The 25,047-nt window shown below is 72.3% G+C and carries 19 protein-coding genes; 7 read left to right on the top strand and 12 right to left on the bottom strand.

Going from position 1 to position 25,047, the window contains the following annotated elements; genetic code table 11:
- Position 1 precedes the first annotated feature (1 nt).
- Both ACZ6S4_RS06540 and ACZ6S4_RS06535 read left to right on the top strand, forming a co-directional pair.
- Entirely contained in the window at positions 2–2,068 is a 2,067-nt protein-coding gene (locus ACZ6S4_RS06540; RefSeq protein ID WP_465473914.1) for a PQQ-dependent sugar dehydrogenase, read from the top strand.
- Positions 2,069–2,166: 98 nt separating this feature from the next.
- Positions 2,167–3,108 carry a S41 family peptidase gene (locus ACZ6S4_RS06535; RefSeq protein ID WP_465473913.1) on the top strand — a complete coding sequence of 314 codons (942 nt, stop codon included), beginning with the start codon at positions 2,167–2,169 and terminating at the stop codon, positions 3,106–3,108.
- A 9-nt stretch (positions 3,109–3,117) separates the two neighbouring features.
- On the opposite strand, the gene ACZ6S4_RS06530 is transcribed toward ACZ6S4_RS06535, so the two are convergent.
- From ACZ6S4_RS06530 to ACZ6S4_RS06495, 8 genes are all read right to left on the bottom strand, one after another.
- The gene (locus ACZ6S4_RS06530; RefSeq protein ID WP_465473912.1) at positions 3,118–3,357 is read right to left on the bottom strand and encodes a hypothetical protein; all 240 of its coding nucleotides are present in this window, start codon (positions 3,355–3,357) and stop codon (positions 3,118–3,120) included.
- A gap of 52 nt (positions 3,358–3,409) precedes the next feature.
- Positions 3,410–4,603: a glycosyltransferase family 2 protein gene (locus ACZ6S4_RS06525; protein WP_465473911.1), complete on the bottom strand. Its 1,194-nt coding sequence runs from the start codon at positions 4,601–4,603 to the stop codon at positions 3,410–3,412.
- A 79-nt stretch (positions 4,604–4,682) separates the two neighbouring features.
- Positions 4,683–4,805, bottom strand: coding sequence for a hypothetical protein (locus ACZ6S4_RS06520; protein ID WP_465473910.1), 123 nt, complete (start codon positions 4,803–4,805; stop codon positions 4,683–4,685).
- Between the two features lie 54 nt (positions 4,806–4,859).
- Positions 4,860–5,321: a DUF5709 domain-containing protein gene (locus ACZ6S4_RS06515; RefSeq protein ID WP_360832683.1), complete on the bottom strand. Its 462-nt coding sequence runs from the start codon at positions 5,319–5,321 to the stop codon at positions 4,860–4,862.
- Positions 5,322–5,361: 40 nt separating this feature from the next.
- On the bottom strand, positions 5,362–7,512 hold the full coding sequence (locus ACZ6S4_RS06510; protein WP_465473909.1) for an alpha-galactosidase: 2,151 nt from the start codon (positions 7,510–7,512) through the stop codon (positions 5,362–5,364).
- Positions 7,513–7,533: 21 nt separating this feature from the next.
- Positions 7,534–8,655: an aromatic ring-hydroxylating oxygenase subunit alpha gene (locus tag ACZ6S4_RS06505; RefSeq protein ID WP_465473908.1), complete on the bottom strand. Its 1,122-nt coding sequence runs from the start codon at positions 8,653–8,655 to the stop codon at positions 7,534–7,536.
- Entirely contained in the window at positions 8,652–9,803 is a 1,152-nt protein-coding gene (gene solA, locus ACZ6S4_RS06500) for an N-methyl-L-tryptophan oxidase (protein ID WP_465473907.1), read from the bottom strand. The genes ACZ6S4_RS06505 and solA overlap by 4 nt, the downstream gene beginning before the upstream one ends.
- A gap of 8 nt (positions 9,804–9,811) precedes the next feature.
- Entirely contained in the window at positions 9,812–12,163 is a 2,352-nt protein-coding gene (locus tag ACZ6S4_RS06495) for a GcvT family protein (protein WP_465473906.1), read from the bottom strand.
- 365 nt (positions 12,164–12,528) lie between these two features.
- On the opposite strand from ACZ6S4_RS06495, the gene ACZ6S4_RS06490 reads away from it, so the two are divergent.
- From ACZ6S4_RS06490 to ACZ6S4_RS06475, 4 genes are read left to right on the top strand one after another with little or no spacing between them, the layout of a single operon-like run.
- Positions 12,529–14,121 (top strand): MFS transporter, encoded by a 1,593-nt coding sequence (locus ACZ6S4_RS06490; protein ID WP_465473905.1) that lies wholly within the window; start codon positions 12,529–12,531, stop codon positions 14,119–14,121.
- Positions 14,122–14,167: 46 nt separating this feature from the next.
- A complete protein-coding gene (locus ACZ6S4_RS06485; protein WP_465473904.1) occupies positions 14,168–14,782 on the top strand; it encodes a TetR/AcrR family transcriptional regulator in 615 nt (204 codons plus the stop codon).
- A complete protein-coding gene (locus ACZ6S4_RS06480; RefSeq protein WP_465473903.1) occupies positions 14,779–15,750 on the top strand; it encodes a pyridoxal-phosphate dependent enzyme in 972 nt (323 codons plus the stop codon). Before ACZ6S4_RS06485 ends, ACZ6S4_RS06480 begins: the two co-directional genes overlap by 4 nt.
- A 60-nt stretch (positions 15,751–15,810) precedes the next feature.
- The gene (locus ACZ6S4_RS06475) at positions 15,811–16,713 is read left to right on the top strand and encodes a DUF5995 family protein (RefSeq protein WP_465473902.1); all 903 of its coding nucleotides are present in this window, start codon (positions 15,811–15,813) and stop codon (positions 16,711–16,713) included.
- Here the strand turns inward: ACZ6S4_RS06475 and ACZ6S4_RS06470 are convergent.
- Both ACZ6S4_RS06470 and ACZ6S4_RS06465 read right to left on the bottom strand, forming a co-directional pair.
- A complete protein-coding gene (locus ACZ6S4_RS06470; RefSeq protein WP_465473901.1) occupies positions 16,700–18,199 on the bottom strand; it encodes a tetratricopeptide repeat-containing diguanylate cyclase in 1,500 nt (499 codons plus the stop codon). The genes ACZ6S4_RS06475 and ACZ6S4_RS06470 overlap by 14 nt on opposite strands.
- Before the next feature lie 1,195 nt (positions 18,200–19,394).
- Positions 19,395–19,853, bottom strand: a complete 459-nt coding sequence (locus ACZ6S4_RS06465) for an Hsp20/alpha crystallin family protein (protein ID WP_465473900.1) — start codon at positions 19,851–19,853, stop codon at positions 19,395–19,397.
- A 198-nt stretch (positions 19,854–20,051) separates the two neighbouring features.
- Between ACZ6S4_RS06465 and ACZ6S4_RS06460 the strand changes: the two genes are divergently transcribed.
- The gene (locus tag ACZ6S4_RS06460) at positions 20,052–21,170 is read left to right on the top strand and encodes a threonine synthase (protein ID WP_465473899.1); all 1,119 of its coding nucleotides are present in this window, start codon (positions 20,052–20,054) and stop codon (positions 21,168–21,170) included.
- 173 nt (positions 21,171–21,343) lie between these two features.
- On the opposite strand, the gene ACZ6S4_RS06455 is transcribed toward ACZ6S4_RS06460, so the two are convergent.
- Complete coding sequence (locus ACZ6S4_RS06455; protein WP_465473898.1) at positions 21,344–22,651, bottom strand: TIGR04013 family B12-binding domain/radical SAM domain-containing protein; 1,308 nt, start codon at positions 22,649–22,651, stop codon at positions 21,344–21,346.
- Between the two features lie 61 nt (positions 22,652–22,712).
- Positions 22,713–24,917: a DUF8189 domain-containing protein gene (locus ACZ6S4_RS06450; protein WP_465473897.1), complete on the bottom strand. Its 2,205-nt coding sequence runs from the start codon at positions 24,915–24,917 to the stop codon at positions 22,713–22,715.
- Positions 24,918–25,047: the final 130 nt, after the last annotated feature.

Here is a 25,047-nt window from a genome sequence, read left to right as displayed (position 1 = left end):
GATGTTCCGAAGAATCCTGCCCGTCGCCGCCCTGCTGTTGTCCACCCTGGTCGGTCTGCCCCAGGCGGCCCATGCCGCGGACGGCGCCGTCTACGACCCGGTGCCCACCGAACCGGTGACCTCCCGGCTGGGCCTGGTGCTCTCCGAGTACGCCAGCTTCCCGCAGTCGTCCACCGACCCGCCGCTGATCGACCAGCGGCTCAACCGGGTCGCCCGGATCAACACCATCATGGAGGTGCCGGACGGCTCGGGCCGGCGCGCGGTGCCCGACCTGAACGGCAACCTGTACTTCGTGGAGAACGGGGTGCCGCACGTCTACCTCGACGTGGCCGCCACCTTCCAGCCGGAGTTCTTCTCCGGCCGCGGCCTCGGCCAGGGCTTCGGGTACGTCGCGTTCCACCCGGACTTCAAGCGCAACGGCCTGTTCTACACGATCCACACCGAGGAAGGGGCGATCACCAGCGACGTCCCCGACTACCGGCAGACCAACGTGCTGTTCCACGGGGTCATCAACGAGTGGAAGGCCACCGACCCGGCGGCCGGCACCTTCTCCGGCACCCACCGCGAGGTGCTGCGGATCGGCTTCGGCGGTCAGATCCACGGCATCCAGGAGATCAACTTCAACCCGACCGCCCGGCCCGGCGACGCCGACTACGGGCTGCTCTACCTGGCCGTCGGTGACGGGGGCCAGGGCGCGAACAACACCGACCCGCAGAACCTGGCGCTGCCGCACGGCAAGCTGCTGCGCATCGACCCGCGCGGCACGAACGCGCCGAACGGCAAGTACGGCATCCCGGCGTCGAACCCGTACGTCGGGCAGGCCGGACGGCTGGGCGAGATCTACGCGTACGGCATGCGCGACCCGCACCGGTTCAGCTGGGACCGGGCCACCGGCCGGCTGTACCTGGGCCACATCGGCGAGCACGCGATCGAGGCCATCTACGAAGTGCGCGCCGGGGACAACCTGGGCTGGAGCGAGCGCGAGGGCGCGTACGTCTACGACAAGACCGCCACGAACCCGTGCGACCGGCTGCTGCCCCTGCCGGCCGACGACGCGGGTTACACGTACCCGGTGGCCGCGTACGACCACAACCCGCCACCGGGCTGGAACTGCACCTCCGACGTCGGTGTCGCCGTGGCCGGCGGCTTCGTCTACCGCGGCCGGGACCTGCCCGCCCTGCGCGGCAAGTACGTCTTCGGCGACCTGGTCGACGGCCGGGTGCTCTACACCGAGGCGAGCGAGATGCGGCGTGGTCGCACCCCGGCCACCATCCACCGGCTCAACCTGTTCGACGCGGCCGGCACCCCGGTGCGCATGCAGGACCTGTCGGCACCGGGCGCACCCGGCGACCCCAACCGGGTCGACCTGCGGTTCGGCACCGACGCCCGGGGCGAGCTCTACCTGCTGGCCAAGGCGAACGGCAAGGTCTGGAAGGTGACCGGCACCCGTACCTTCGCGGCCGGGCCGGTGGGCCACACCCGGGTCCGCCGCACGATGGACCCGGCCAGCTGGGCGCCGGTCACCCCGGCGAAGTGGCGCCTCACCGGCGACGAGGTGATCCTCGCGGAAGCGGGCGTGCAGCGCCCCGGCCCGCGGCGCCCGTTCGAGTACGCGGTCCTGACGGCGGGCCCGGCCCTGTCGTCGGTCGAGATCAAGGCGAAGGTACGCCTCGACGAACCGGTCGAGATCACCAACCGCGACGTGATCATCGTCTTCGGCTACCGCTCGGACACGGAGTTCTACTACGCCCACCTGTCCACGGACAACACGATCTACCCGCACAACGGTATCTTCAAGGTCAACAACGCCGACCGGGAACGCATCGACTACCAGTGGAACGGCCGCTCCCGCGGCGCCAACCCGGCCGTGGTCGACCGTGCCTGGCACGACGTGGTGGTCCGGCACCTGCCGGCGACCGGCGAGATCGCGGTCTACGTGGACGGATCCCGGGACCCGCTGATGACGGCCCGCGACACGACGTTCGGCTCGGGGCGGGTCGGTTTCGGCTCGTTCGACAACATCGGCCGGCTCGGCGCCCTCAAAGTCACCGGCACCCCGGCCACCTGAGAAGACCGCTCGGCGCGAGCCGGCACCGGGATCGCCGTCCCGGTGCCGGCTCCGCGGCGGGACAACGAGATCGGCCGGATCCCGTTAGGTTGACCGGCATGTCGCCGCACATCATCGACGAAGCGCTGGACCTGCTCTGCGCCAACTACATCTTCCCGGAGAAGGCCGCGACGGCGGCCGACGCGATCCGGCGGCGCCGGGCGGCCGGCGAGTACGACGGGCTGGACGAGGAGACCCTGGCGGCGCGGCTCACGGCCGACCTGGCCGAGGTCTGCGCGGACAAGCATCTGCGCGTCCGGACCCGGGAGGCGGCGCTGCACGACGTGCTGAGCCCGGACGAGCTGGAGGCGGCCTACCGGGAGGGCCTGCGGCACGCCAACTACGGCATCGCCCGCGTCGAGCGGCTCGACGGCAACGTCGGCTACCTCGACCTGCGGCAGATCGCCGAGGCCGCGGTGGGCGGCCGGGCCATCGCCGCGGCGATGGAGCTGATCGTGCACACCGAGGCCCTGATCATCGACCTGCGCAAGAACCGCGGCGGCGCGCCGAACGGCGTCACGTTCTGGCTCAGCTATCTGTTCCGCGACGACGAGACGCATCTGAACGACATCTACGACGGCCCGTCCGGGCGTACCCGGCAGTTCTGGAGCCTGGCCCACCTGCCCGGCGAGCGGTACCCGGACCGGCCCGTCTTCGTGCTGACCAGCGACGCCACGTTCTCGGCCGGCGAGGAGTTCTGCTACAACCTGCAGGCGCTGGGCCGCGCGACGCTGATCGGGGAGACCACGCGGGGCGGCGCCCACCCGACCGATGTCTTTCCCATCACCGCGACCATTGAGATCACCGTGCCGCTGGCCCGCTCGGTCAACCCGGTGACCGGCGGCAACTGGGAGGGCACGGGGGTGGTGCCGGACATCGCGGTGCCGGCCGCGGCGGCTTTCGATCTGGCGTACCGCAGGGCACTCGAACACGTGCTCACGACCCCGGCGCCGGCGTCGGTGCTGGCCGAGGCCAAGGCAGCCCTGGCGGAGGCTGCCTGAGCGGGGACGTCAGCGGCGACGGTGGCGTGGGGCGCCGCGTACGGTCACCGGCCGGCCGTTGAAGGTCAGCCGGAACCGGCTGTCGCGCACCCCCACCGGCACCGGCTCGACGGCGATCCGCGGACCGAACTTGGTCAAGGTGATGAGCGCGCCGCCGAGCACCGCCAGCGCGATGCCCAGCCAGAGCAGGTTGAGGACGCTCATGGTCACCCCGCCCAGGGTGAGGCCGATGCCGGTCTTCGGGAGCATGCCGGAATACACGTTTCAGTGCCTTTCGTCGATGGAAGGTGGCCGCCGGAGATCAGGTGGCGACCCAGGCGCCCTTGTCGCCGCGGACAAACTTGAGCAGGGCCTTGGCGTAGCTGAACGTCAGCAGCAGCGTGTAGAGCTGCTCCGGGAGGAACAGGGCGGCGTACAGGCGGGCGCGCGGGCCCATGGCCCAGACGCTCCAGACCCGTTCGGCCAGCAGGATCAGAGACGGCACGGTCCAGTACCACTGGAAGTCCACGCCGCCGAGCACCGCGAGCGACACCGCCAGCGCGACCAGGTAGAACGCGGCGACCAGGGCGGAAAGCAACAAGCCGGCCTGCTGACGCCAGTACGTCCAGCGCATGTGGAACGGCATCAGCCGCCCGTACTGGGCGATGTTGCGAAGCGCGCCCAGATACCAGCGTTCCCGCTGCCCGACCAGCTTGCCCACGGTCTCCATCACGTCGGTGGTGGCCCACATGCCCGCCGGGGACCGGACCGCGTAGCCGCAGGTCTGCAGGGCGAAGGTCAGCTCGTTGTCCTCGGTCAGCGAATGCGTGTCGTAGAAGCTCGGCCCGGCCGGCAGCAGGGTCGCGGTCCGCCGCTGCTCACGGACGTCGAGCAGGGCGCCGTAGCTGAACAGAGTGCCGGTGCCGGTGAGCACGAAGGCCCGTTCACCCATTCGCTTGGCGACCTGGCCGTACCGGTGGAACTCCATCCGTTGCAGGTAGCCCAGCACGCTCGCGCAGGGCCGGCCGGAGAAGGTCCCGCCCACGCCGCCGACCCCGGAGGTGAGGTTGCGTTCGGCCACCTCCAGGAACTCCGGCGACAGGGTGGTGTCGGCGTCCATGACCAGGACGGCCCAGTTCCACGGGTCGTCAAGGAACGGCTCGATCCGGTCCAGCGCGTAGTTGATCGCCCCGGCCTTCTTGTCCGGGTTGTGCCCCGGGTACGCCAGCACGTGCGCTCCGGCCCGCGCGGCGACCTCGGCGGTGGCGTCGGTGCAGTTGTTGGGCACCACCACGATGCGGTCCGGTGGCCGGGTCTGGCGCTGCAGGGACGCGATCGTGTCGGCGATCGCCGCCGCCTCGTTGTACGCGGGCACGACGGCCACCACGCGAAGCAGCCGCCGCCGCACGGTCACCCGCCGGGTCTGCTCACCGGCGAGCCGCGGCGCGGGGATCCGGGAGCTGCTGGCGCTGTGGCGGGGGCCTGCCGCAGCGGTCGTGCCGGGTCCGGGGGTCATCGGAGTTCCTTGATCAATTCAGTGGATGTGGTCGATGTGTGACCCCTGGAAACATAGGTGAACCAGTGCGGTCCGGTAATCACGCGACGGAGGTCATCCGTCCGTCGCCGGCCCGCCCCCGGACGTCGCGCAGGACCGGCATGCGCGGCGGGGCGGGGACGATCGCGAAGGCGGCGACCTGCCCGGACACGCGAAAGCCCACCCGCCCAAGGTCACGAGACCGGTGGGCGGATGGGCCGGAAAGCGCGGAACGCCTCTAGAGCCGCGGGCCCTCGCCGGGCCCGTTCGGGTCGTCGGTGACGTGGATCGCGGCCTCCTCGGCGCTGGCCGCGCCCGAGTCGATGCCCGCGTCGAAGGCGACCGCGTCGCGTTCCTCGTCCGGGCCCAGGCCCTCGTCCTCGGCGAACAGCCGGCCCGAGCGGGGGTCCTGCTCCGAGCCGCGGCGGGCGATGTCGTCCTCGTCGGCGTCCGGGTCCGGGTCCGCGTACGGGTCGACGTCCGGCTCCTCCTCGGCCAGCAGCTGGTCGAGCGACTCGCCCTGCCGCTGCTCGGCCGCGGTGGTGCCGAACCGGTCGGCGCCGGACCACCGGTCGGCGGCCTGGTAGCCGACGTCCAGGGGGTCACCGGCCGGGTCACCGTCGAGGGTGTCCGAGTTGTCCAGCACGCCGTCGTCCTCGACCGCGTCCCACTGGTCGTCGCTGCCGTCAGCTTGGGTCATCGTCTCTCCCGGGTGATCTCGCACAGGCACTGCCGCGAGGCTAGACCCTGCTCGCTTCGTAGAGCACCACCTGGTCCGGGTGCGTCCGGGGACTGGCCACCCCGGCCAGCTCCAGGGCCGCGCCCGTCAGGATGCGGCCCGAGCGGTCGGCGCCCCACCACCGCGGCGCGATCAGGCGCGGTTCCGGGCCGACCAGCACCGGGCGGATCCGGTAGCGGGCCTCGGGGTCCAGGCCGCGCAGGCGCAGCCGGGGGGCCGGGTCCGGGGTGATGCTGTCGGTGATCGCCATCGCGAACAGCGCCCGGGACCGGTCGTGGGCGACGACCCCGTGCACCAGGACGCGGTCGTCGTAGCCGTCCAGCCGGACGATGTCGCCGCCCAGCAGCAGGTCGCGTTCGCGCTGGAAGAACGCCACCCATTCGCGCAGCTCCGCCGCCTCCGCCTCGGTCGCCTCGGCGAGGTCCCATTCGATGCCCAGGTGGCCGAAGATCGCCGTGCCGGCCCGGAAGGCGAGGTCGTGGCGGCGGCCGGTGACGTGCGAGTGGCCCGAGGCGATGTGCGAGCCGAGGTATTCCGGCGGGACCAGCTGGGCGGTCCAGCGCATCATCCGCTGCCGGTCGTGCGGGTCGATGTTGTCCGAGACCCAGACCCGATCGGTACGCTCCAGCACCGCCAGGTCGACCCGGGCCCCGCCGGAGGAGCAGGATTCGATCTCCAGCCCCGGGTGCGCCGCCCGGATCTCGTCCAGCAGCCGGTAGAACGCCAGGGTCTGCGCGTGCACGCCGGGCCGTCCGCGGTGCGTCTGGTCACCGGCCTCGACCAGGTCGCGGTTGTGGTCCCACTTGACGTAGCCGATGTCGTACTCCCGCAGCACCGCCAGGATCTGCGTCTTGACGTGCTCGTACGCCTCCGGGATGCCCAGGTTGAGCACCTGCTGGGTGCGGGCCTCGATCGGCCAGGCGGCGCGGGCGGCCATGATCCATTCCGGGTGGGCCCGGGCCACGTCCGAGTCCGGGTTGACCATCTCCGGCTCGAACCACAGCCCGAACTGCATACCCAGCGCCCGGACCCGGTCCACCAGCGGGTGCAGCCCCCGGGGCCAGACGTCCGGCGAGACCGCCCAGTCGCCGAGTCCGGACGTGTCGTCGCGGCGGGAGCCGAACCAGCCGTCGTCCAGCACGTACCGCTCGACGCCGGCGGCGGCCGCGCGCTCGGCCAGGTCGATCAGGCGGTCGGCGTCGTGGTCGAAGTAGACGGCCTCCCAGACGTTGAGGGTCACCGGGCGCCGGGCGGACACCTTGGGCTCGCGGGCCCGCAGGTGCCGGTGTAAGCGGCGGGCGATCTCGTCGAGGCCGTCGCCGTACGCGGCGTACAGCCACGGGCTCTGGTAGCTCTCGCCCGTGGCCAGCCGGATCTCGCCGGGCAGTAGCAGCTCACCGCCGCCGAGCAGCCGTTCACCGGTGTGCACCTGCTCGGCGTAGTGCGTGTGGTTGCCGCTCCACGCCGTGTGCACCGCCCAGATCCGGCCGGTGGCGAAGCCGAACCCCGCTGTGCCGGCGTGCAGCAGGTACGCGCTGTCCGCCCCGGTCCGGCCCTTGCGGTTCTCCCGCAGGTGCGTGCCGGCCGGGAACGGCGTGCGTACCGGCACCCGTTCCTGGTTGTGCCGCCCGGTGAAGTCGAGCAGCTCGGTGGCCTCGGCCGGCACCGGCAGGGCCAGCACCAGGTCGTCCAGGGCGTACGGCTCGCCGGCCAGGTTGCGCACCGCCGCCCGGCACCGCAGCAGCCCGGCCGGCAGCAGCTCGAGGGTCAGCCGCAGCTCCAGCCGGGCGGCGTCGTCCACCGCCCGGACCTCGACCCGCCCGGCGCCACCGGCGTGGAAGGCGCCCACCGGCTCGCCGCCGACGGTGACCTCGGTGACCAGGAACGCGGCGGACCAGCCGGCGCCGGCGAACGAGCCGCGCAGGCCGGGCCGGCCGGTCCAGCCGGTCTCGTGCCCGGGCAGCACCGCGACCCGCGGCCGGACCTCCGGATCGTTCGACCCGGTCACCGGCTGGGTGGCGGCGACGAGCGATTCGGCCTGCTCGGCGTCGAGCCCGGGCAGCGCCGGCCCCCAGTAGGCGACGGCGGGCAGCCGCCCGGCGGTGGCGTCGATCAGCACGGTGACGCCGGCCGCGGTCAGGGCGATGATCATGTGCCCACCCTAACGACCCGGTCAGCCGGCCAGGCGGCTACGCAACCAGTCGTGGAAACCGGCGATGTGGTGCTCGCTGGGCACCAGCACCCCGCCGTCGGCGTACGCGCGCGACGCCATCCCCGGCTGGCAACGCTCGCAGGCGTCGAAGTCCTGCCGGTTGACCCGGTCGAAGAGCTCCACCGAGCGCGACAGGTCCCGGCCCTCGGCGACCACCTCGCTCAGATACAGCCAGTCGCACTCGACCACCGTGCGGTCGGCCGCCAGCGGGTACATCCGGTGCAGGATCACGTGGTCCGGCACCAGGTTGAGGAACACCTGCGGTTTGATGGTCACCGCGAAGTAGCGCCGGTCCTGGCTGGCGTCGATGCCGGCGATCGGGGTCACCCCGGCGCTGCCGTCGACGGTGAAGCCCTCGACGCCCGGCCCGAACTCGGCGCCGTGCCCGACGTAGTACTGCGCCGCGTAGCCGCCCGCGAACTCCGGCAGCACGTGCACCAGCTCGGGGTGGATCGTCGCGCAGTGGTAGCACTCCATGAAGTTCTCGATGATGAGCTTCCAGTTCGCCCTTACGTCGTAACGGATCCGCCGGCCGACCGTGAGGTCGTCGATGCCGTAACGGTTGACTGCCGCCAGGTCGCCCAGCCGTTCCTCGCAGGCGCCCTGCACGGTCTCGGCGAACGACGGCGGGGTCGCGGCCAGGCACACCCAGACGTAGCCGAGCCACTCGCGCACGTGCACCGCGCTCAGGCCGTACTCGACCCTGTCGATGTCGGGCATCTTCACCAGGTTGGGTGCCGCCACCAGCTTGCCGTCCAGGTCGTAGGCCCACGCGTGGTACGTGCACCGGAAGGTCCGCTTGACCGACCCGCTGTCGTCGGCGCACAGCTGCGCGCCGCGGTGCCGGCAGATGTTGAGGAACGCGCGCGCCTCACCGGCCGCGTTGCGGGTCACCAGCACGCTCTCCCGGCCCACCTGGACCGTACGGAACGCGCCCGGCGTGCCGACGTCCGAGCCGCGCACCGCGCAGAACCACATCTGCTCGAAGATCCGCTCCTGCTCGGCGGCGAAGATCGCGGGATCGGTGTAGTAGGTACCCGGCAGGGTCCGCAACAGGCTGGCGGGCAGCTCGGTCATGGTCATGTGGTCACCCCTGTGAGGCGGCGTGGGTGGAACAGATCGATCGGGTGCGCCGTCGCGCCCGTGGTGGCCAGGTCGGCCAGGATCTCGCCGACCACCGGCACGAACTTGAAGCCGTGCCCGGAGAACCCGCACGCGACGGTGACCGCCTCGTGCGCCGGGTGCCGGGCGATCACGAAATGTTCGTCCGGGGTGTTGCTGTACAGGCAGGTCTTGGCGCGCAGGAACGTGCCGGGCAGGTCGGGCAGGTTGCGCCGGGTCCGGTCGGCCATCGCCCGGATCTCGTCGGGGTGCACCTCGCGGTCGATGGTCTCGGGGGTGGTGACGACGCCGCGCCGGAAGAACGCCACCTTGGCGCCGCCGTCCGGCCCGTCGATGGCCGGGAACCCGTAGATCTGGCTGCCGGCGGGGTCCTCCCAGATGTAGATCGGATGCCGCTCGGGCGTGAACGGCGCCACCCCGCCGACCGGCTGGAACCAGTACTGCACCTGGCGTTCGATGGTGAACGGCACGCCCAGGTCGGCGAGCAGCTGCGGCGCCCACGGTCCGGGGGTGATGACCAGCTGCCCGGCCGTGTACGAGCCGGAGCCGGTCTCCACCCGTACGCCGCCGCCCGCCGCGGGCCCCCAGCTGGTCATCGGCTCGTCGAAGTGCAGCTCGGCCCCGGCCCGCGCGGCCAGCGTGAGCTGCGCCGACACGGTGGCCTCGGGGCGTACGAAGCCGGCCTTGGCCTCGTAGAGCGCCACCTCGTCGGGGCGCGGGCTCAGCGTGGGGAAGCGCCGGCGCAGCTCCTTCGCGTCCAGCATCTCGTGGTCGAGTCCCCAGCGTTCGGCGCTGAGCCGGCTGCCCGACACGGTGAGGCTCTCCGGCTGCCCGACCATCACCCCGCCGGTCAGGGTGATGACGTCGGTGCCGGAGTCGCGGGCCAGCGCGTCGTACAGCTCGTAGGCGCGCAGCAGCAGCGGCACGTAGTCCGGGCTCTCGAAATAGGACTGCCGGGTGATGCGCGAGCCGCCATGGCTGGCTCCCCGGTCGTGCGCCGGGCCGAACTTCTCCAGGCCCAGCACCCGGACCCCGCGCGCGGCGAGCTGGTGGACGGCCGCGCTGCCCATTCCACCGAGCCCGACAACGATGACGTCAAATGCGGCCACGCCGGCTCCTATCGCCGAATCCGTTCATGCTTCGGGTCGAACAGCGGCTCGGCGGCCACGCGGGCGCGCAGCAGCCGGTCGAAATAGCCGACCCGCACGGCCGTGCCGGGCACGGCGACCTCGGCGGGCAGCCAGGCGTACGCGATCGGGGCGCCCACGGTGTGCCCGTACGCCGCACTGGTCACGAACCCGGCCGGCTTGCCGTCGGCGTACACCGGTTCCCGGCCCATCGGCACGCAGCCCTCGTCCTCCAGCACCAGGCAGGTGAGCAGGCGCGCGGACTCACGCCTTTCCAGCAGCGCGGACCGCCCGACGAAGTCACCGCGGTCCAGCCGCACGGCGAAGCCCAGCCCCGCCTCGTACGGGTCGTCCTCGGCGGTCATGTCGGTGCCCCAGGCCCGGTAGCCCTTCTCCAGCCGCAGGCTGTTGAACGCCGCCCGCCCGCCCGCGACCACCCCGAGCGCGGCACCGGCCTCCCACAACGTGTCCCACAACCGCAGTCCCAGCTCGGCGGTGGTGTAGACCTCCCAGCCCAGCTCGCCCACATAGGAGAGCCGCAGCATGGTGACCGGCACCGGGCCGAGATGGGCCCGCCGGGCCTTGAAGTAGCCGAACGCGGTGTGCGAGACGTCGATGTCGGCCAGCGGCGCGATCAGCTCCCGGGCGAGCGGCCCCCACACGCCGACGCAGCAGGTGGCGCCGGTGATGTCCCGGATCACCACCCCGGCCGGGGCCCGCCGCAGCAGCCAGTCCAGGTCCAGCGGCCCGTTGACACCGACCTGGAACCGGTCCTCGGCGAGGCGGGCCACGGTCACGTCGCTGCGGATGCCGCCGTCGGTGTCGAGCAGCAGCGTGTAGACCACCGTGCCGACCGGCCGGTCGAGGTCGTTGCTGCTCAGCCCCTGCAGGAAGGAGAGCGGGCCGGTCACCTCCAGGCGGGTCAGCGGGGTCATGTCGTACAGGGCGACGCCCTCGCGGGTGGCCCGGGCCTCCGCCGCCGCGATCGGTGACCAGTGCCGGGCCGACCACTCGTCGCGCGGCACGGCGGTACGGGGCAGACCCGCGTTGGCCTCGTACCACAGTGGCCGCTCCCAGCCGGCGGCCTCGCCGAACACCGCACCGAGCTCGCGCTGCCGGGTGTGGAACGGGCTCACCCGTAGGTCCCGGACCGAGGGCGGGTCCAGCGGATGGATGATGTCGTACACCTCGACGAAGCTGCGCACCGAGCGCTCCCGCACGTACGCCGGGGACAGCTGGGACACGTCGAAGCGGTTCAGGTCGCATTCGTGCAGGTCGACGCCCGGCCGCCCGTCGACCAGCCACTCGGCCATCGCCCGGGCCACCCCCGCGGAGTGCGTCACCCAGACCGCCTCGGCCGTCCAGAATCCGCGTACCTCGCGGGACTCGCCGAGCAGCGGGAAGCCGTCCGCGGTGAACGAGAAGACGCCGTTGAAGCCCTCCTCGACCGCGCTGCCGGCCAGCGCGGGCAGCAGCTCGGTGGCGGCGGTCCACGACTCGGCGAAGTCATCGGGGGTGTAGGCCAGCATGGACGGCTGCGGTCCCTCGGCCAGCTCGGTCAGCTCGACGGGCATCGGCCGGTGCAGGTAGGAGCCGATGCCGAGGCGGTCGCCGTGCGAGCGGAAGTACAGGTCGCGGTCCTGGTGCCGCAGGATCGGGGTGGGCAGTGGGCCGGGCAGCGTCGCGGTCCGGGCGTACTGGTGGGCCATGGGCAGCAGCGGCACCGGCACTCCGGCGAGGGCGCCGACCGCGGGACCCCAGAAGCCGGCACAGCTGACCACGATGTCGGCCGGATAGGTGGCGTCGTCCGTGCGTACCCCGGTGACCCGGCCGCCGGTCCGCTCGATGGCCACGACCCGCTGGTGCGGCAGGAACCGGGCGCCGCGGGCGACGGCCCGGCGGGCCTGGGCCTCGCCGGCGTCGACTGCCCGGGCCAGTCCGTCGCTCGGCACGTGCAGCCCGCCCAGCACCTCGCCGAGCAGTGGATAGAGCTCCCGGCAGGCGTCCGGCGCGAGCACCTCCGCGGCGATGCCCCAGGCGGTCGCGAAGCCATGCCGCCGGTGCAGCTCGCGCAGCCGCTCCGGGGTGGTCGCCACCTCCAGGCTGCCCACCGCGTCGAAGCACCCCAGCTCGGTCAGCTTCTCCACGGTGTAGCGGGCCAGCCCGGCCATCGTCCGCGACGGGTTGGTCTGGAACACCAGGCCGGGCGCGTGCGAGCTGGATCCGCCCGTGCTGAACAGCGGGCCCTGCTCCAGCACCGTCACGTCGGTGCGGCCGCGCAGAGTGAGTTCGTCCGCCAGGGCGCACCCGACGATCCCCGCTCCGATGATGACGATCGCCATGCCCCGCGTCCCTTCGCCGAACGAACGTGCCGTGCCTAGGAGCGGGCCGTGTCTCCGTCGTCACAGGATCAGCAGGGGCGGTGGCGGCGGTCAATGGGCGATCGAGACTTTTACCGCGACGCAACAAACCGTGCCTGTGGTTTCCGCAGGGTCCGGCTGCGGTGGGCCGCAGGCAGGTCCGCGGTACGGCTCATGGTGCCCGCCGGGCCGGATTCTGGCGTCGACGTCATGACTTCCACCTGGGTGACGACGCCCACAATACGATACGAGTCTGTTCCGTATCGCGCCGGACAGGTCTACGGTCGGCCAGAGATACGGAACTGTTCCGTATCGGATCAGCCTCCACAGCTCAGGAGTGGCACCACATGGACGTTCCCACCGCAGAGAACACCGGGCATCCCCGGCGCTGGGCCATTCTCGCCGTACTCGTCATCAGCCTGCTGGTGGTCGTGCTGGACAACACCGTCCTGAACGTCGCCCTGCGGACCATCGCCGACCCGGACGCCGGGCTGGGCGCCAGCCAGAGCCAGCTCGAGTGGGCCATCAACTCGTACACCCTGGTCTTCGCCGGCCTGCTCTTCACCGCCGGCATCCTGGCCGACCGGCTCGGCCGCCGGATCACCCTGACCGTGGGCCTGGCGCTGTTCGGCATCGCCTCCCTGGTCTCGGCCTACGCCCAGACCGCCGACCAGCTGATCTGGGCCCGCGCGCTGATGGGCCTCGGCGCCGCCGCGATCATGCCGTCGACCCTGTCGATCATCTCCAACGTCTTCGACCCCCGCGAGCGCGGCCGGGCGATCGGCGTCTGGGCCGGCGCCGTCGGCCTCGGCGTCGCGATCGGCCCGATCGTCGGCGGCCTGCTGCTCGAGCACTTCTGGTGGGGCTCGGTCTTCCTGATCAACGTGCCGGTGGTCATCGCCGGTGTGGTGCTGGTCAGCGTGCTGGTCCCCGAGTCGCGGGACCCGCGGCCGGGCCGCATCGACATCGTCGGCGTGCTGCTCAGCATCGTCGGGCTCACCCTGCTCACCTACGGCGTCATCGAGGGCGGCGAGAAGGGCTTCGGCCAGCCCGAGGCCTGGGGCACGCTGGTCGCCGCGGTCGCGGTCCTGACCGGCTTCATCCTGTACGAGCGCCGCATCACCTTCCCCTCGCTGGACGTCAAGCTCTTCGCCATCCCGCAGTTCTCCGCCTCGGTCGGCGCCATCGGCCTGGTCTTCTTCGCGGCCATGGGCGCGATGTTCTTCAGCGCCTTCTACCTGCAGCTGGTCCGCGGCTACGGCCCGCTGGCCTCCGGCGCGCTGTTCGTGCCGTTCGCGGTGGCCCAGATGGTCTTCGCGCCGCGCAGCGCCGCGATGGTCAAGCGGTTCGGTCCGAAGCTGGTCAGCACCGTGGGCCTGCTGCTGGTCGCGGCCGGCCTGGCCGGCTGGCTGGTCGTCGGTGAGACCACGCCGATCTGGATCGTCGGGGCGCTGTTCTTCCTGATGGGCGTGGGCATGGCCAACGTGATGCCGCCGGCCACCGAGGCGATCATGTCCGTGCTGCCCCGCGAGAAGGCCGGCGTCGGCTCGGCGGTCAGCAACACCATCCGGCAGATCGGTGGCGCCCTGGGCGTGGCCGCGCTGGGTGCGGTCGTCTCCTCCTCGTACCGCGACGACGTCACAACGGCCACGGCCGGCCTGCCGGACGCCGCCCGCGAGGTGGCCCAGGAATCCATCTCCGGCGCGTACGGGGTGGCGGCCCAGGCCGGTCCGGGCGGAGCCGCACTGATCAGCTCGGCCAACGACGCCTTCATCACGGCGATGCACTACGCGTCCATCGGCAGCACGATCTTCGCGCTGCTGGGCGCGCTGGTGGCAGCCGTCTGGCTGCCGGGCAAGCCGCCGGCCGGCGTCCCCGCCCCGACGACAGCCGAGGGCCTGGCCGAGGAGCAGGGCATCGCACTGGTCGACGCGTCATGACAGGGGCAGGTGGCCACGACATGAAGGCTCGGTAACAATGGAGCCCATGACGACGGTCAGCGTGCAGGAACCGGCCGGCCAGGACCGCAAGGCTCCTGGCCGGCCGCGCAACGCGCAGGCCGACCAGGCCATCATCCAGGCGGTCTTCGACCTGCTCAGCGCGGGCCAGAGCGCCGACGCCGTCTCCATCGAGGCGGTGGCGGCCAAGGCGGGCGTGGGCAAGGCGACGATCTACCGGCGCTGGCCCAACAAAGAGGCGCTGCTCGTCGACGCGGTGGCCACCATGAAGGGCCCGCTGCCCGAGCCGGTGGGCGAGTCGGTCCGCGACGACCTTGTCATGCTGATCGCGGCCATGCGCAACAAGCGGATGGAGCACTACGGCAAGGTCACCATGTGCCTGCTGCCGGAGATCGCCAAGAGCCCCGAGATGCGGCGGATCTACCAGGGCGTCATCGAGCCGCGGCGTGACGTGATGCGCGGCGTGCTGCGCCGGGGCATCGCGAGCGGCGAGCTGCGCGCCGACCTGGACGTGGAGCTGACCCTGCTGATGCTCTCCGGCCCGACCGCGATGCAGAACATGATGCACTGGAACCCGCAGGTCCCCGAGGACAACTTCGCCGAGCACCTGGTGGACGCCATCCTGCGCGGTGCCGCCGCGTGAGTGTCTCGCTCGGCGATGTCTACGAGGCCGCAGTTCGGATTCAGGGTGTCGCGCACCGCACGCCCGTGCTGCGCTCGCGCACCCTGGACCGGCTGGCCGGCACCGAGGTGCACCTCAAGGCCGAGAACTTCCAGCGGATCGGCGCCTTCAAGTTCCGCGGGGCCTATAACGCCGTCTCCCGGCTCGACGCCGGGCAGCGGGCCCGGGGCATCACCGCGTACTCGTCGGGCAATCACGCGCAGGCGGTCGCGCTGGCCGCCCGGGAGTTCGGCACCACCGCGGTCATCCTGATGCCGGCGGACACCCCGGCGTCCAAGCAGGAGGCCACCGCGGGCTACGGCGCCGAGATCGTCACCTACGACCGCTACACCGGGGACCGGGTCGCTCTCGGTGCCGCGCTGGCGGCCGAGCGGGGGCTGGCGCTGATCCCGCCGTACGAGCACCCGCACGTGATCGCCGGGCAGGGCACCGCCGCGCTGGAGCTGCTCGACGAGGCCGGTGAGCTGGACGCCCTGCTGACCCCGGTGGGCGGCGGCGGGCTGATGGCCGGCAGCGCGACGGCGGCCAAGGGACTGTATCCGGCGATCCGGACGATCGGCGTGGAGCCGGAGGCCGGCGACGACACCCGGCGGTCGCTGGCAGCGGGGGAGCGGGTGGCCGTGCCGGTGCCCCGCACGATCGCCGACGGCCAGGCCGCGGACATCCCCGGCGAGCTGACCTTCTCGATCAACCGCCGGCTGCTCGACGAGGTCGTGCTGGTCAGCGACGACGAGATCCGCGACGCCATGCGCTTCGCCTTCGAGCGGCTGCGCATCGTGCTGGAGCCCAGCGGCGCCACCGGCCTCGCCGCGCTGCTGGCCGGGCGGGTCCGGCCGTTGCCGCGCCGGACCGGGGTCATTCTGTCCGGCGGCAACGTCGACGCCGTACGCTTCGCAGAGCTGGTCAATCCGGCATTTACTGTCGGGTAGCCGCCGGGACCCTGGTCAGCCGGGACCGTGTTCTCCATGGTGTACGGCGTGGAGGAATCGATGACAGTCACCTTCGACCGTGACGACGCCCAGCGCAGCGCCGGCGTGCTGCGCGACGAGCGCCTGCAGCTCACGCCCGCCGTGCCGCGGGGGCGCGGCTGGGCCCCCGCGCACATCGAGGTCGCGGACCTCTGCGGTGCCGAGTGCCCCGACATCAGCACGGTGCTCAAACACCTGACCACCGCGCAGCAGATCTTCGACCGCCTGCCACCGCCGGCGGAGAACAGGGTCGCCGCGTTCAACTCGCTCTACTTCACCATCACCGACCGGGTGGCCCAGGCCCTGCGCACCGCCGACGTGCGCAGCAAGGACTTCCTGGAGCTGCTCGACGTCGAGTTCGCCAAGCGCTACTTCTCCGCGCTGCGGCTGTGGGGCGACGACGACGCCGCCACCCCGGACGCGTGGGAGGTGCTCTTCCGCCGCGCCCAGGACGACCGGGTGACCCCGCTGGCCGCCGCCATGCTGGGGGTCAACGCGCACATCAACCACGACCTGGCACTCGCCCTGGTCAGCACGTGGGAGCAGCTGGGCCCGCCGGATCCGGACGAGATCCACCCGGACTACCTGCTGGTCAACAAGATCTTCTTCGAGGAGATCCCGGGGCTGCGCCGGCGCTACTCGACACCGTTCCAGCTCAAGATCGACCGCCTGGTCGGCAACCTGGACGACTGGAGCCAGCGGGTGCTGGTGTCGGTGACCCGGGCCCACGCCTGGGAGCAGGCCGAACGGCTGTGGTCGTTGCGCGAGGACCAGGAGGACCTGGACCGGGCGCTGCTGGTGATGGACCGCGCCTCCGCCTACGTCGGCGAGCTGCTGCTGGTCGGCGACGACCTGGTCAACCTCGGCGGCAAGCTGCTGCGCGGACAGCGCCCGGACCGCGGCGACGACGTCACGGGCCGCTGACCACCCGGTCCCGGCCCGCCCGCTTGGCGGCGTAGAGGTGTTCGTCGGCCCGCCGGACGACCGAGTGGACGTCGTCGTCCGGGCGTAGCGAGGTCAGCCCGATGCTGGTGGTCACCCGCAGACCGGGGGCGACGGCCTCCCAGTCGTACGCGGCGACGGCCGCCCGGGCTGCCTCGCAGGTCGCCGCCGCGTCCGGCAGCGCGGCGTCCAGCACGAGGATGAATTCCTCCCCGCCGTGCCGGCCGGCATGCCCGCCCAGCGACCGCAGGATGTCGGCGACCCGGCACAACACGACGTCCCCGACGGCATGCGTCCAGGTGTCGTTGATCAGCTTGAAGTGGTCGAGGTCGAGCAGGGCCACCCCCGCCGGGCGCCCGGCGGCGAGCACGGCGGAGAGCTGCGCGTCCGACCGGCGCCGGTTCCACAGCCCGGTGAGCGCGTCCCGCTCGGCCATCTCCCGGAACAGCTCGGTGTTGCGGTGCGCCTCGTCGACGGCGAACTGCGCGTGCGCGACCCGGGCCATGACCTCACTCTGCTCGCTGCGGCGCACGGTCCAGGCCTCATGAAAATCCACCATCTCCTGGTACGCGGCCTGGAAGTCACCGAGCTCGGCATGGCAACCGGCCAGCATCCGTAACGCCAGCGCGTCGACATCGGGCAACCGGTCCCGCTCGGCGATCTCCCGGCACCTGGCCAAGGTCTGCATGGCGGTGCCGACATTGCCGTCCCGCCGCTGGATATCGGCCAACGTGATCAAAGCAGCCGGAATCGCATCCGAATCGGTCGGCGCGGCGCTGGCGATGGCCTCCTCGATCACGAGAGTGGCCTCTCCGGGCCGCCCCGTCTCCAACAAGATCCGGGCGACGGTGTCGGCGCAGGAAGCATTCAACGGCTCCCCGGCCTGATCGCTGTGCGCCCGCATCCGCGCGACCAGCGCCGAAGCGCTGTCAAGATCACCATGGGTGTAGGAACACCAGGCCCAGTTGTTCAAGTTGGCCAGCATCAGCGCGGACCGGCCACAGGCATCGGCGAGCTGCTGGGCGGCCTCGAACTCCCCGTGCGAGATCCCGCCGATCCGCTGATCGTTGACCTGCAGAGCCAGAATGATCGCGTGATCCACCCGGAGCGTGAGCGGATCGCCGTCCCCGAGCATCCGGTTGGCCGGATACGCATGCCGCACGGCCTCGGCGTTGTCGCCCGCCCGCCACAGCCCGCCGGCGACAACCGCATGGGCGTGGGCGAGAACGACCCGGTCCTCGCTGCTGGTGAGCAGCTCCCGCGCCAGCCGGACCCCGTCAGCGACCCGCCCGCCACGATTGTCGAGCTCAGCCAGCACCAGCCGCCCCAGATCGGCATGCCGCTGATCACCGTCGGCGGTGGCCTGCCGAACCAGCTGCCGGGCCCGCCCGGCCAGCCCGTCATGACGTACATAGATATCCGCGATCAACGACTCGAACGCGGCGGCAACTGCGGGACGTACCTGCACGCCCGGGCCTATCGGCTCGCCACGGCGACTCCTGAGCGGTCCACACCCGCGCCGCACAGGGGCGCGGCGGAGTGACTCGCGGGGCGGAGCTCGACGGGGCTCATCATCCCGACCCTAGCCCTGCGGCCGCGCGCTTCGGAACCGAACCGCGCAGACCTGGCGGGCGGTTGTCCTTGTGGCTCCGGGCATGGGGTTCTGCGGTTGGTCGCCGCGTCACGCGCCGGACGGGTTGCGCTGTCGGCGCCGGCGCCGGCGGGCGTATCGCCCGCCGGCCTGTGATCACTTGCGTGGCGGTTTCGGACCCGCTCCTGCGGCGCCTCGCCTTGGACCTCCGCCGGTGGGCGCCTCGCCGCCGACGTAGGCCTCAGGCGGGGCGTAGGAGACACTACGGCCGCATCATCCGCCGGTGTCGCCGCGCTGCATGCCCGGTCTTCGCAGGTGCATCACCTGCCGGTCTTCCCTGCGGTCGGACCCGTCGCTCCGGTGGGCGCATCGCCGGCCGATGTGGGGCTTGTGCGCGGCGTGAATCGCCGCCGGGCGCATCGCCCGGCGCCGTCGCCTGCTGCTCTTGCGGGAGCATCGCCCGCTCGTGTTCCTGCGGTCGGACCTTCTCCCGGGGCAGGCGCATCGCCCGCTCGGCATCCCCGCGCTCAGACCTTCTCGCACGGCGAGCGCACCGCCCGCCGGCCGGAGTCTCGTGCGTGGCGGTTCCCTATCCGCTACGGGCGCACCGCCCGTCGGCTCGGCCTCAGCGTAAGCCTGCCCCGCGGACGCATCGTCCGCCAACCCGTCCCACGCTCGGACTCCCGCTGCCGGATGCACCTTCAGCCGTCTCGTCTCCACACAGCCGCCGCGGGCGCATCGCCCGCCTGCTCCTGGCGGGGCCGCATCTCATACTCGGCGGCGCATCGCTCGCCTGGCCCCACACGCAGCTTGCTGCTCGGCGGGGGCGCACTGCTCGTCCGGCCCCACACGCAGCTTGCTGCTCAGCGGGCGCACCGCCCGCCGGGCCCCACACGCAGCTTGCTGCTCAGCGGGCGCACCGCCCGCCGGGCCCCACACGCAGCTCGGTGCTCAGCAGGCGCACCGCCCGCCCGCAGATCGATGCCCGGCGAGCGCACCGCCCGCCCAGCCCCGACCTCAGCTTGGTGCCCGGCGGGCGTAACCGCCCGCCGGGCGTTCGGGAGGAGTGCGGTCAGGAGCTCGTGATCGCCTGCTGCGGCGCGGCCTCACTGGTCACGGCCGGCGTGCCGGTGGCGATCTCGATGCGGCGGGGCTTGGCGGCTTCGGCCACCGGGATGGTCAGGGTCAGGACGCCGTCCTGCCAGGTGGCGGCGATCTTGTCGAGGTCGAGACCGTCGCCGAGGGTGAGCCGGCGTTCGAAGGTGCCGGTTGCGCGTTCGCGGCGGACCCACTGCACGTCGGCGTCGGTGCGCGCGCTTCTTTCGGCGCGGATCGTCAGGACCCGGTTGTCCACGTCCACCTGGACGGACCCGGGGTCGACGCCGGCCAGGTCGCAGTGCAGGACGAAGTGGTCACCTGAGCGGTACAGGTCCATCGGCATCGCCAGGGTTGCCGTGCTGCCCGCCGCTCCGCCGAACATCTGCCCGGCCAGCCGGTCGAACTCGCGGAAAGGATCGAAAGTCAGCACCACGGGATCCACCTCCTCGACGTGGCCCGCCGGCCTGCCCGGCGGGCTCGTGGCGCTCGGCTCAGATCAAATCTGCCGAGGTCGCGCCGCGCATCGAGGTGCTTCATCACCGCGGTGAGCAGCAGCGACAAGTCATTTTTTAGCACTGTCCCCGGGGGAGTGCCAAGTCCTTCGGCAGAAAAAATCTGGCAAGATCGGTCCATGCTTGTGGACCGGGCCGGGCGCCGCTACCCGCTGGACGAGCCGCGCTGGCGCGGCGACGACGGATCGCCGCTGCTGGTCGAGCCGCTGCCCGGCATCACCCGGGACGACGTGGACACCACAGTACGGTCGCAGTGGCGTTACGCCGCCGCGCTGCCGCAGCCGCTCGGACGGCGGATCACCCTCGGCGAGGGGCTCACGCCGCTGCTGCCGTTCGACGTCGACGGGGTGCCGTTGTCGGTCAAGCCGGAGTGGTTCAACCCGACCGCCAGTTTCAAGGACCGCGGCACCACCGTGATGATGTCGGCCCTGGCCACGCAGGGTGTCACCGAGATGCTGGAGGACAGCAGCGGCAACGGCGGTTCCTCGGTGGCCGCGTACGCCGCGGCGGCCGGCATCCGGGCCACCATCCTCGCGCCCGAGTCGACCTCGCCGGCGAAGATCCAGCAGAGCCGGGTGCACGGTGCGTCCGTGGAGCTGGTGCCCGGCAGCCGGCAGGCCACCGCTGACGAGGCTGTGCGCCGATCGGCTTCGACCTTCTACGCCAGCCACAACTGGCACCCGTACTTTCTGCAGGGGACGAAGCTCCTCGCGTACGAGATCTGGGAGGACCTGGGCTTCCGCGCGCCGGATGCGATCGTCCTGCCGGCCGGTGCCGGCAGTCTGGTCCTGGGCTTTCACCTCGGTTTCGGTGAGTTGCTGCGGTCCGGCGCCATCGGGCGCCGTCCCCGGCTGCTGGTCGCGCAGCCGGAGCACTGCAGCCCGCTGGTCGCCGCTTTCGCGGCCGGGGCCCCGGCGGTGTCGCCCGGGCGGTGGAGCGCGACGGTCGCCGAGGGTACGGCGATCGCGGTCCCGGTCCGCGACCGCGAGGTGCTCGCGGCGATCCGCGAGTCGGAGGGCGACCTGGCGGCCGTACCCGAGGCGGCAATCGGCCCGGCGACGTTCGAGCTGGCCCGCCGCGGCCTGTACGCCGAGCCGACCAGCTCCATCGTGGTCCCGGCGATCCGCGAGTTCGTGCGGCGCGGCAGCCTGCGTCCCGGCGAGACGACCGTGGTCATCCTGACCGGCTCAGCCCTGAAGGCCTCGGACGCGGTCGGCCGCCTGCTGACCTCGGGTTGATCCCCGGGCCGCCTGCTGACCGCGGCGCCGTAAGGGACCGCGGGCCGATCCGGACCGCTGGCCGAGAAAGGATCGCGGCGCCGTAAGGGACCGCGGGCCGATCCGGACCGCTGGCCGAGAAAGGATCGCGGCGCCGTAAAGGACCGCGGGCCGATCCCGGGACCGCCCGCTGATCAGGGCTTGTCCGGCAGCACCGGCAGGATCGTGCGGCTCCGGCCCGGCCGTGGGTAGGCCTCGGCCGCCGCCGCGAGCCGGCTCGCGTGGTCCCGCTGCCGTTGCCAATGCCCGTACAACGCCCCCCGCTGCGAGAGCCGATCCACCTCCCGGATCGTCTCCGGGTCGACATCCCCGGCCGGCGCATCCCGCCAAGGTGTTCCCGGCAGCGGCATGAACGTGTGGGCGTGGATGCGGGCGCCCAGATCGGCCAGCTCACGGGCCAGCCCCAGCGACGCCTCCACATCGGCGCGGTCCTCGCCCGGCATGCCGAAGATCATGTCGACATTGATCTTGAAGCCTTCCTCGAGCCCGAGCCGGACGGCGCGGCGGACCTCCTCGACGCCGTGGCCGCGTTTTGCCGCCGTCAGCACCCGGTCCGAGCCGGACTGGGCGCCGACGATGATGTTGGTGTTGTCGCAGTAGCGCCGGACCAGGCGCAGAGCTTCGCGGCTCACGTGTTCCGGGCGGATCTCGCTCGGGAAGGAACCGAAGAACACCCGCCCTTGCGGCCCGATGCCCTCGCGGCACGACGCCAGCAACTCCTCCACCGCCGCCAGGTTGGGCTCGTCGGTCTGGGTGCCGTACGACAGAGCTGTCGGGGTGATGAAGCGGACGTCGCGCAGGCCGCGTTCGCGCATCCGGTCGACGTGCCAGCGTACGTTGGCGACGCTGCGGTGCCGGAACTTGGCCGAGAACATGAAGGGGGTCTGGCAGAACCGGCAGGCGTAGACACAGCCACGCGTGATCTCCAGGGCGTTGAAGCGGTTCCAGCGCAGCGAGAAGCCGCGGAACTCGTCCAGGGAGCCGGTCCGCGCCGCCCGGCCGGTCTTCACCACGGTGCCGCCGGCGTCGCGGTAGACCAGGCCGGGCACGCCCGTCGGGTCGCCACCGGCGTCGACCAGGCGCAGCAATGTGGCCTCGCCCTCGCCGACCGCCGCCACGTCCCAGCCGGCGTCGAGGGTCTGCACCGGCTCGGCGGTGGCGTGCACCCCGCCCGCCACGTGGGTGACGTGCGGGCCGTCGGCCAGCGCGCGGATCTCGGCCAGTTCCTCGGCCAGCGCGGCCGCGTCGGGGGAGTAGAACGACCAGAGCACCAGCACCCGCGAGCCGGCCGCCGCCCGGATCTCAGCCGCGGTGGCCTCGGCCGACTCGGCGAAGCGGACCTCGTACGAGGTCCCGGTCCGGTGCTCCTCGAGGGCGCCGAGCAGCACGTGGAACCCGTACGTGACCGCCTTGCGGTAGCGCAGGATCAGCACCACATCCATGCCGTCGCATCCTGCCAGGCGCGGGGACGGCCCGGTGCACGCCGGGCCGCCCCCGGACGGGTCAGCTGACGGTCACCGCCACCGAGGCCTCGGAGCCGTTGTCCGCGTCCGCCGAGCCCGGGAACGTCGCCGAGAACGAGTGCCGGCCTTTCTCGTCCACGGTCACGGTCAGGCTGAACGAGCCGTCCGCGGCCGTCCGCAGGTCGGTCACCTTGCCCTTGCCGGTACGGCTCGGGGAGTGCCACGCGACGTAGAGGAAACCGTCGCGCACGGGGGTGCCGTCGCCGTTGAGGACCTTGCCGGTGATGGTGACCTGGTCACCGACTCTCGCGGTGGCCCGGCTGGCCGAGATGGACGTCTTGGACCCGGTGGTGGGGCTGCCGGCGGTGGCGAGCGTCTTCTCGTACCGGATGATGTCGTCCTTGCCGTGGGCGACGCCCAGCTGGGGGACGACCAGCCGGGCCCCCGCGTTCAGGCCCGCCTTGAGCGTCCACTGTGGCGTGGCGTCGAGGCGGACGTACGCGCGGGTGCTCAGCTGCGGTCCGGCGACGCCGTAGATCAGGAAGCTGAACTTCGGTGCCACCCCGGCCTGCGCGGTCGCGTTCCTGCTGACCGTCGGCGGCTGGTACGTGAACTTGGTGCTGAAGTCGGCGACCGGGCTGACCGTACCGTCGCGGTAGGCCAGGCCCGCCTTGACCGACGCCGTCTGCCCGGCCGAGGTCTCCAGCGCGGCCTGCACCGAGCCGGTGGCGTCCAGGTAGAGCTGGAGCTCCGGGGTGATCACGACCGGCACCGGGCCGGCCGAGAAGGTGATCGGCTGGAACCGGATCGGCTTCGCCAGCAGCGGCGTCTCCTTGAGCGAGCAGGCCCCGCTGCCGCTGATCGAGGCCTTGAGCTGCGCGTCCTCGGTCAGCGTCCCGGTGAAGGACACGGCGGAGACCCCGCGCGGGCTCCACGACGCGTCGAAGTCGAAGCTCGGCGTGATGCTGATCGAACCGGTGATCTCCGCCTTCGCGGCGTTGGTGCAGGACACCGTACGCCTGATCGGCTGGACCACCGGCCCGCCGGCCGAGCGGGCGTTGATGTCGCCGGACCCGAGGGCGAACGTCTCGTCGATCGTGGCCTCCGCGATCGCCTCGGTGAGCTTCGCCGGCCCGGCCTCGACCGTCCGGCCGTCGACCGCCACCACCTTGACCAGCAGGCCGTTCGGGGTGACCGGGGTGCTGCCGGCCGCGAGGATCTCGCCCGGCTTGGGCAGCCGCGCGCCGGCGGCGAAGCGCAGCGTCTGCCGGCCGGCCGGGTCGCCGGTCACCGCGGTGAGCGCGGTCTCCGGCAGCACGGTGGTGCTGCTCGCCGCGACCAGGCGGAATTCGCTCCACCGGCCGGAGCGCAGGCTGCTCTGCACCGCACGTCCGTCGAGGCCCAGGGCGGCGATGTCCACCGCGCCGGACGCGCCGGACGCGGCGGCGATGCCCGAGCCCAGCCGGGCGTCGAGGCGGGTGGCCCGGCCCCAGGTGCGGGCGCCGTTGACCGAGACCCGGGCCGCGGGGGTCAGGTCGCGGTTGCGGGTGATCAGGTGCAGCCTGCCGGTGCCGGGCTCGACGGCCAGGCCGGGCGTGGCGGTGGAGATGATGCCGGTGTTGCGCCAGCCCGTGGACCGGTCGCCGGTGACCACGGTCGTGCGGACCTTGCGGTCGCGGCCCGCCGCGGCGATCACCAGGCTGCCCGATCGGCCCACCGCCGCCGGCGAGGTGCTGAACTTGCCCCCCAGCGACGTCCAGCCGCTCCACTTGCCGCCGCGCAGGTGACGGACTCGGACCGTACCCTCGTCATCGCGGACCACGACGGCGAACGCGCCGCCGCCGAGACCGGCGACGGCCGGCGCGCCGGTGGCGGAGCCGCCGAGGCCGGACCAGGCACCACCGGTTCCGGTACGCACCCAGACCTGCTCGTCGGCGACCGCCGCGGCCAGGACCTGGCCGGAAGCCGGGTCCGCGCCCAGCCCGACGCCGCTGGTGTCGTCCAGCGGCCGGGCGCCGGTGAACGCGGCCGGCTCGCCCCAGCGTCCGAGCGTCGAGACCTGCTCGTTGAGCCGGCGCGGTTCGGCACCACGCCAGACCAGGCGCATCGCGTCGGCGCCGGTGGCGACCAGGGCCGGTGTGGTGTCCGGCACGGCCGAGGCCGACGCGTTCGGCAGGACCAGCAGGGCGGCGCCACCGAGACCGGCCACGGCCAGCAGGGTGAAGGTACGTCTCAAAGCACTCACATCCACGAGGTTCGGGCGAATACTCCCGTCGAACGTCCCGCGGTCCATCGGCGACGCGCCTCTTGGCCGGGTGGTCAGCAATCTTGGCGAAACATTCGACCCCGAACGGCTGAGACGAGTGTCACGGCGT

The organism is Actinoplanes sp. NPDC051405 (assembly GCF_055586185.1).
The sequence above is the reverse complement of the archived record's forward strand: the minus strand, read 5'-3'. Positions and strand labels throughout refer to the sequence as shown.